The organism is Vibrio pacinii DSM 19139 (assembly GCF_000711795.1).
In the GTDB taxonomy this organism is placed as follows: Bacteria; Pseudomonadota; Gammaproteobacteria; order Enterobacterales; family Vibrionaceae; genus Vibrio; species Vibrio pacinii.
Map to the genome: position 1 here is coordinate 1 of NZ_JONH01000041.1, position 5780 is coordinate 5780.

The 5780-nt window shown below is 40.5% G+C and carries 4 protein-coding genes; 2 read left to right on the top strand and 2 right to left on the bottom strand.

Annotation, left to right across the window (positions count from 1 at the left end):
• The coding region (locus BS19_RS14805; RefSeq protein WP_038176294.1) for an IS30 family transposase at window positions 1–747 on the top strand (747 nt) is incomplete at its 5' end.
• A 120-nt stretch (window positions 748–867) separates the two neighbouring features.
• Window positions 868–1107 (top strand): RNA recognition motif domain-containing protein, encoded by a 240-nt coding sequence (locus BS19_RS14810; protein ID WP_038176295.1) that lies wholly within the window; start codon window positions 868–870, stop codon window positions 1105–1107.
• 2793 nt (window positions 1108–3900) lie between these two features.
• On the opposite strand, the gene BS19_RS14825 is transcribed toward BS19_RS14810, so the two are convergent.
• Entirely contained in the window at window positions 3901–4509 is a 609-nt protein-coding gene (locus BS19_RS14825; protein ID WP_038176299.1) for a hypothetical protein, read from the bottom strand.
• A 344-nt stretch (window positions 4510–4853) separates the two neighbouring features.
• A complete protein-coding gene (locus BS19_RS14830; protein ID WP_157631194.1) occupies window positions 4854–5621 on the bottom strand; it encodes a restriction endonuclease subunit S domain-containing protein in 768 nt (255 codons plus the stop codon).
• Window positions 5622–5780 lie beyond the last annotated feature (159 nt).

Here is a 5780-nt window from a genome sequence, read left to right on the forward strand (position 1 = left end):
CGAAACAAGCGCTATGACGAAACCGACTTCAGGCTCGTTGCTGCCTTGCTGCAACTGGACTGGAGCCCTGAACAGATAGTTGGATTCCTAAGGCGAATTGGTCAAAAAACGATGAGTCACGAACTGATTTACCAGTATGTTTGGAATAACAAAGCAGAAGGCGGAATGTTATGGAAACACCTACGCCAGTCAACTAAGCAAAGGCGTAAAAGATATCGCTCTAACGACAGCAGAGGCCGCTTAGCCGCAAAGAAACATATATCTGAGCGACCAGACGAAGCAGAACTTCGTCTTGAACCTGGACACTGGGAAATAGACACCGTCATTGGGCGAGGAACCAAACACTGCATTGTGACTTTAGTAGATAGGATGACCGGTTATACTTTTATAGGCCAATTAGACGACAGAACGACTAATTCATTGAACGCTCGAGTGAAGAAGATTATTAAGCAGTCAGACTTACCGTTCAAAACGATTACTGCTGATAATGGTACTGAATTTCACCAATATGCTCAGTTAGAAAAACAAACTAAGTGTTTGTTTTTCTTTGCTAACCCGTACCACTCATGGGAGCGTGGAACCAATGAAAATACGAATGGTTTAATTAGACAGTACTTACCTAAAAAAGCCTCTATGTCACATGTGACACAGAGGCTCTGTAACCAAATAGCTGGAAAGCTAAACTCGCGCCCAAGGAAAAGACTTGGGTTCTTTACACCACAGGAGTATATTCATGCGCATCTGTAAAAAGTGTCGCACTTCAAACTTGATACTAAGTGCGTTTTTAAAGGTTCACCACTAATTTACCTTGGTTTACTTCTCTAATACTGAGACACTTGGCCCGCAAATTACATTAGGCAAAATAATATGAAACTTTTAGTTCGCAATCTAGCGCGTACCATCACTGAACACGAAGTTCGTGTACTATTCTCTGCTCACGGTAAAGTCACCGAGTGCAACTTGGTTCTAGACCAAGAAACAGGTTTATCAAAAGGTTTCGCGTTTGTCGAAATGCCAGATGACAAAGAAGCAAAAGTTGCTATCCAAAACCTAAACCTTTCAAACGTTGCTAAAAGCATCATTCGAGTAAAACGCGCTCAAAACTAAGCTCAAAAAGCCAGTAGTTAACTTCTGCTGGCAGTTTTCCGATTAAGCACCTAACGCCGCATTAAGTGGTGAGCGACGCTAAACACCAATGCTTCGACAAACCACTTAAAACGCAAAAACTGAATTTACACTAAAGCCGCCAAGCGTTGCGAATCCGTCTTAAATGCTTTGTTATGCAAATTCAATAAGATAAACATAAAGTTACACCAAATTTGATTAAGAAAACAGTCGAATGTTGGTTAAGTGAGTCAAGAATCAGCCAAAGCCTGAGCCGTGATAAATAAACCGCCAAAACAAAGTCCACCTTTCAGCAACAAACCCAGCTTTTGAACCAGAAAAATTCAACGAGCAAAATATTCAGCGAACTCGAAATTCTCGATTGGCTTGCCCTTTCCACACTTTGCGACCACTAAATTAACAACGAGCCAACGCTAAAACTGATTGAGGCAAACAAAGAATCTTGCCTGTTTTACGGTTTGAGTGATCCAAGAATTTTGGTGTGGAAATGCTGATTTGCCGACAACACAAAACAAATGGCCGGAGAAATCCAAAAAGATTAAACCCCTAAATTTACCTGAGTTGCATAACGCTCAATTAAGGTGTGAAGCACGCAATGACCAAGCCGCCGCATAGCACTTCAACACCCAAAATCACCGCATACCAAAAATGCCACGCGTGCTGAATCACTCTTAAATTGTTTGTTAGTACGCTGTTCCAAAACCTTTTGGTTTGCACCAAGATATTGAAATATAGCACGAAAATATTGGCTTAAAACGCTGAAGTCAAAGGGACAACTGCCAAACTAGAACCCAGTCTCAAAACGCAAGTTGGCGAGAAGAAAAACACGACAAACTAACCAGTTTTGACTGCTTTCAAATTAGCAAAGGATTCGGTCACCTAACTTTGACAACCACACCAAAGAACCGAATTTAAGGCGAAAAACCAACCACACAAAAGAAGCAGCGCCAAAGAAATAGCCAGAGAGTTAGACACCGTAAACAGTGAAATCTAAGCGAACACTTTGCATATAGTGCCACCGGAAAGAACGTGAAAGGCACATTTGACCAGGTGTAAAGCGAAGGCACGAAACAGATAAACACCTAAATTTTGACCTTTGGTGCCAACCCCGTACTAACGCCGCATTAAGTGGTGAGCAACGCTAAACACCGATGCCTCGACAAACTACTTAAATCACAAAAACTGAATTTATACTAAAAACACCAAGCGTTGCGAATCCGTCTTAAATGCTTTGTTATGTAAATTCAACCACATAAGCCAAAGTTACCACGAAAAAACAAGCCTGTACGACCGAAGAAATGGCCAAAACCACAGAACCCAACAGTGTTCACGAATTTACAATGCCAGCAATGTTACAAACCAAGCCACAACAAACGATGGATACTGATTATCAGCGCTTGAAAATGCCTTTAAGCCAAGGAGATTTGACGAAAGAAACACTCAGAAAGCAATGACTCTCGTTTGCCTTGCACTTTTCACACTTTACACCTGAAAAACTAACCACGAACCAACCCTGAAACTGAATGAGGCAACTCACGAATCTTGGCATGTTTTACGGCTAATTTGGCAAAGAATAGGAACAGAAAAAGGGGATTTTGCCGACGATGCGCAACGATGGCTTAAGAGATCGCAAAAACAGAATAATGGCAATTTTCCCCGCTTTACATAACGCCCAATTAAGTAGCCCGAAACGCTCTGGCTCATTTTCCGCATTGCTCGGCAACACCAAACACGACGCAAACCAAAATCAGCGAGCGTTGAGGGTCTGCTTGAATTGTTTGTTATGCGAATTCACCTGCATAAGCCAAGTTGGGCAGTGAAAGATTACCTTAGACACGAAAAACCACAAACAAACCAAACACTTTTTGTGATTCACCGAACAACCGAAGCCACTATGTTACAGACCAACTTCCAACAAGTGACTAATGGTGAATGTCAGCTAGTGACTCAGCTTTTGCTTCGCGAAACTCAACGAGGAGAACAGACAGCGAAGATGAGCCTTCAATAAACTTGCCCTTTCAGCGATTTGAGCCAGCTAAACTCACCAGCACCCAGCACTGAAATCCAATGAGGCAACCCACGAACTTTGGCATGTTTTACGGCCTGAGTAATTCAAGAACTTGGGCCGACAATGCAGAGTTGCCGACACCGGAAAGCCGATGGCCCGAGAGAGCGAGAAAGAGAGTCATAGAAGATTTTTTGCTTAGTCGCATAACGCCGCGTTAAGTAGTGAGCAACATTGCCACCTGACCTAAGCCATTGTGCCATAAACACTAAATTCAAAGAAAACCAAAAATGCCTAGCGTTGCGAATCTGCCTTAAACGCTTTGTTAGTTGCCATTCTAAACCTTTGATTTCCAGTTCATTTCGACTTTGCCAACACCGTTTTTAAGCGCTTTGAAAAACTCAAATCAGGCGCAGTTTCAAAGCGCCTGTCACTGAAACCACTTGGAACTAGCAACGACGTAGAAAGCTGGCTGAAAGCACCAAATAGACCTTTTGGAAAGGCAATGCTACAAAGCTGAATTTCAACGAGTAAAATAGCGTCTGAAACGGCAAAACAAAACCACAACATTAAAAATCGAACGCAACTTCAGCACACCACACCCAGACACAAAACTGAGCAAATTTGCACAATTCATTAGCCTTAAACTTTCTGCTTTAGCTGCGTTTTTACCACTGGCAACTAACGCCGCATTAAGGTGTGAGCGGCGCTTGGCTATACTTGAGCGAAGCGAAACTGCCAAGCGTTGCGAATCACTCTTAAATGCTTTGTTAGGCGATTTTACCCACCAAGTCTCGAAGTGTCTTCATTTCAAGACGATCAAGCTCTGACTTAACCTCCGAAGTCATTAACGCACTCTTCACCCTCATTGAGACAAATAGAATACCAAGAATAATAGCCAACTGAGGTCGGCCCTCAAGTAACTGTCTACAGGGTTCACCAGTATTATCAATACACATTGAGCGATATTTACTATTTGCTTTGTTCGGCTCTAGTTTTTGAAAATAGTCACTGAGCGTCATTGGCACATACTCAAAATTGTGAGCATAGTCATTGCGGATAGATGCAACCTCTTGAATAAAAGAAACATGGGTTTTATCAAGCAAGCCCAAGTTACGAGCAATAGCAACCTTACCTGTATTTTTGTTTATTAGAGGTAAATGTTTAACTACTGCTAACATTGTGTCTTCAGAAAGCTGCTTGGTGATAGCATTCGTTAAAACCAACTCAATATAAGCAGTAGCTTTGATCATAAACGCCCAATCACTTTTATCATCCAGTATGTTGAACAGTTCACTAATGTCATCATTAAGATCCACTTCAAGTGAATCGAGTTTCTCCAACAACATTTCAAAGGATTCCTCTCTATTGAGGTACATGACATTCTCCTTATCGCCTAACGCCCAATTAAGGGGTGAACAACGCCTCCACCCAAACTTAAAGCATTGTGCCATAAACACTAAATTTGAAGTAGAAGCAAAAATGCCAAGCGTTGTGAATCCCTCTTAAATTGATTGTTATATGCTACATGGCTGGTATGCTCAAGCCGTTAATTGCACACCAGTCGGCAAATTTCACACCAGCTACAAAAGCTATAAAAACCCAATGAATATCAATTTTTAGATTTTGCATAACACCTCCTAAGAACTGAGTCTATTGTTAGTTTTAACAGACACAAGTTAAAGGAACAAAAATCTAAACTTTAAGAAAAAATTTTCCCGATTTATTCCTTTACAAAAATCTGACCATATGACTTGCGAAGTGTGTCCGGCTCTGAGTTTAAAACGCAGCCAGCATACTCGAAAAAAGGATGCGTAGATGACCTTGAAATTTGACATAAACGATCCTCGTTATGACCAAGTGTTGCCACCCAAATTCCTTTTAAGGATTTCATGATTTTATCCCTACCATGAGTTCCAGTATAACGATCTTTAACTTGTTCTAATCCATCGAGTAGAGTATCAATGGAAAAACATGGTTCACCATTAATAAAAGGGCGACTAAAATAAGCTAGCTCATCTGCAATACGCTTATTACTACTATTAAATGATTTAATCTGTGAAATTGCTTTATCCCTAGCTTTTTCAACCTTCTTCGATTGTTTTGCTATTTTCTCACCGATAGACACAAAGCATTTTAGGTCATATTCTATTTTCCCAACATTAACCCTGTTCTTTAAATTACCTATATCAGTATGATTTATGCTTTCATAGAAAACACTAGAATTATGTTTAAGTTTATAGCTATTAAGTTCTTTTAATAAAACTTGCAATTCGAAAAATAGGATTGAATAGCTTTCAATTAAAGTGCAGCACTTTTCAAGCTCAGTGACTATTCTTGATATTGGAGCATTACCATTACGTTCAACCCAATCATGATACCACTCCATTTGTTCTGATGTTGTTTTCGCCAGATTTACAATTAAAGATTCATCCGATATATACTGCTTCAAAGAGATAAGCAACTGCCGTTCCAAATTGTTACTATTCATAGTCATGAATCACCATTTTGTAGCATATAACGCCGCGTTAAGTAGTGAGCAACATTACCACCTAACCTAAACCATTGTGCCGTAAACACTAAATTCAAAGCAAACTGAAAATGCCTAGCGTTGCGAATCTGCCTTAAACGCCTTGTTAGTTGCCATTCT